Source organism: Thiorhodococcus minor, from assembly GCF_010820565.1.
In the GTDB taxonomy this organism is placed as follows: Bacteria; Pseudomonadota; Gammaproteobacteria; order Chromatiales; family Chromatiaceae; genus Thiorhodococcus; species Thiorhodococcus minor.
Genome location: NZ_JAAIJQ010000254.1, coordinates 1 through 1,345, shown reverse-complemented (window position 1 = coordinate 1,345; position 1,345 = coordinate 1). Strand labels below are relative to the sequence as shown.

Sequence of the window (1,345 nt, the reverse complement as noted above, 5' to 3'; positions counted from 1 at the left end):
CCCGTGCGCAGCGGCGCGCCAAAGCGGCGCTCGTAATCACGATACGCCGCGAAGATCTCCTCGGCCGATTTGTCCGGGTGGTAGTTCAGGGTGAACAAGCGGTTGGAATGGGCGCGGGCAAAATCCGGCTTGAGCGCGATCGCTCGCTCCAAGTCCGCCAGCGCCTCGTCCAGTCGGCCAAGATCCTTCAACGCGTTGGCGCGATTGTTGAGCCCTGTCGCATATCCAGGATCGAGCCTCAACGCCCTATCGAAGCTCGCGAGCGCGTCTTCGAAACGCCCAATCCCTTGCAGAAGAATGCCTCGGTCATTGAGCGTTTCGAGGGAGTCGGAATCAGTCGCCAGCGCACACTCATAAGCCTCGAGAGCTTCTTGCGCGCGTCCAAGCTCTTTCAAGATCGTCCCACGAAGCTGATGGGCCTTGACGAAGCCCGGGCGAAGCTCCAGGGCCCGAGCGCTGCTCGACAACGCGGCATCGAGCTGTCCGAGCAGCTGCAGACAAAGGCCCAGATTGCACCAGATCTCGGCACGTTCGGGCTGGAGCGCCAATGCCTGTCGATAGAGGTCGGCCGCGTCTTCCCGCCGATCAAGGTCTTCGTAGGCACGGGCGAGACTGTTGAGCGTCTCCGGATCCCGGGCATCCAGCTCGATGGCCCGCCTCAAGGCCGCCACGGCCTCTTCTGCTCGCGCTTGTCTCAGCAGCAGGGTGCCAAACACCTTCCAGTTGAACGGGTCTTGCGGATGACTTCTCGTGCGCTCGCCCGCCAAGACCAGCGCCTCGGCATAACGGCCGGTCTTCAATCGGTCGATGAGATCGCCATTCCCAGCCTCGCCACTCCCATGACGCTCGATTCGTTCTCGCAGCGCTCGAACGGCGCTCGCGTCGACCGCGTCGCTCGCCGGATCGTCGAGCAGGCTCAACGCCTCGCCTGGTCGGTTCGACTGAAGCAAGGCATCGGCGAGCGACAACCTGTAATCGCCGACCAGGGGCGCCAGCATCACCGCCCGACGCAGATGCTCCAGCCCCGGCTCGATCCGACCACACTCGATATCGATCAGGCCCAGATGACGATGTGCCTCGGCGTGCTCGGCATCAAGCGCCAAGAGGGCACGATAGAGATTCTCAGCGACCGCGAGACGGCCCGCACGCCGATGCGCATGGGCGGCTTCGCAAAGGGCCGTGATATCGGTCAAGCGCCTCTCCGCTTGCTGTCCTCGGCACACCATTTCCGCCACATCTCTCGATAGGCCTGCTCGACGCGTCGCGCGAAGCCCGCCTCGTCGCACCAGGGGCCTGACTCCAGCGCGTCACGCAGGCCCGCGCGGATCGAGGCCAGACGACCCAG

1 protein-coding gene is annotated in these 1,345 nt (G+C 64.3%); it reads right to left on the bottom strand.

Going from position 1 to position 1,345, the window contains the following annotated elements:
- Positions 1 to 1,193 (bottom strand): tetratricopeptide repeat protein (locus tag G3446_RS26735; protein ID WP_164456685.1); only part of this gene is annotated, 1,193 nt, incomplete at its 3' end.
- Between the last annotated feature and the right edge of the window lie 152 nt (positions 1,194 to 1,345).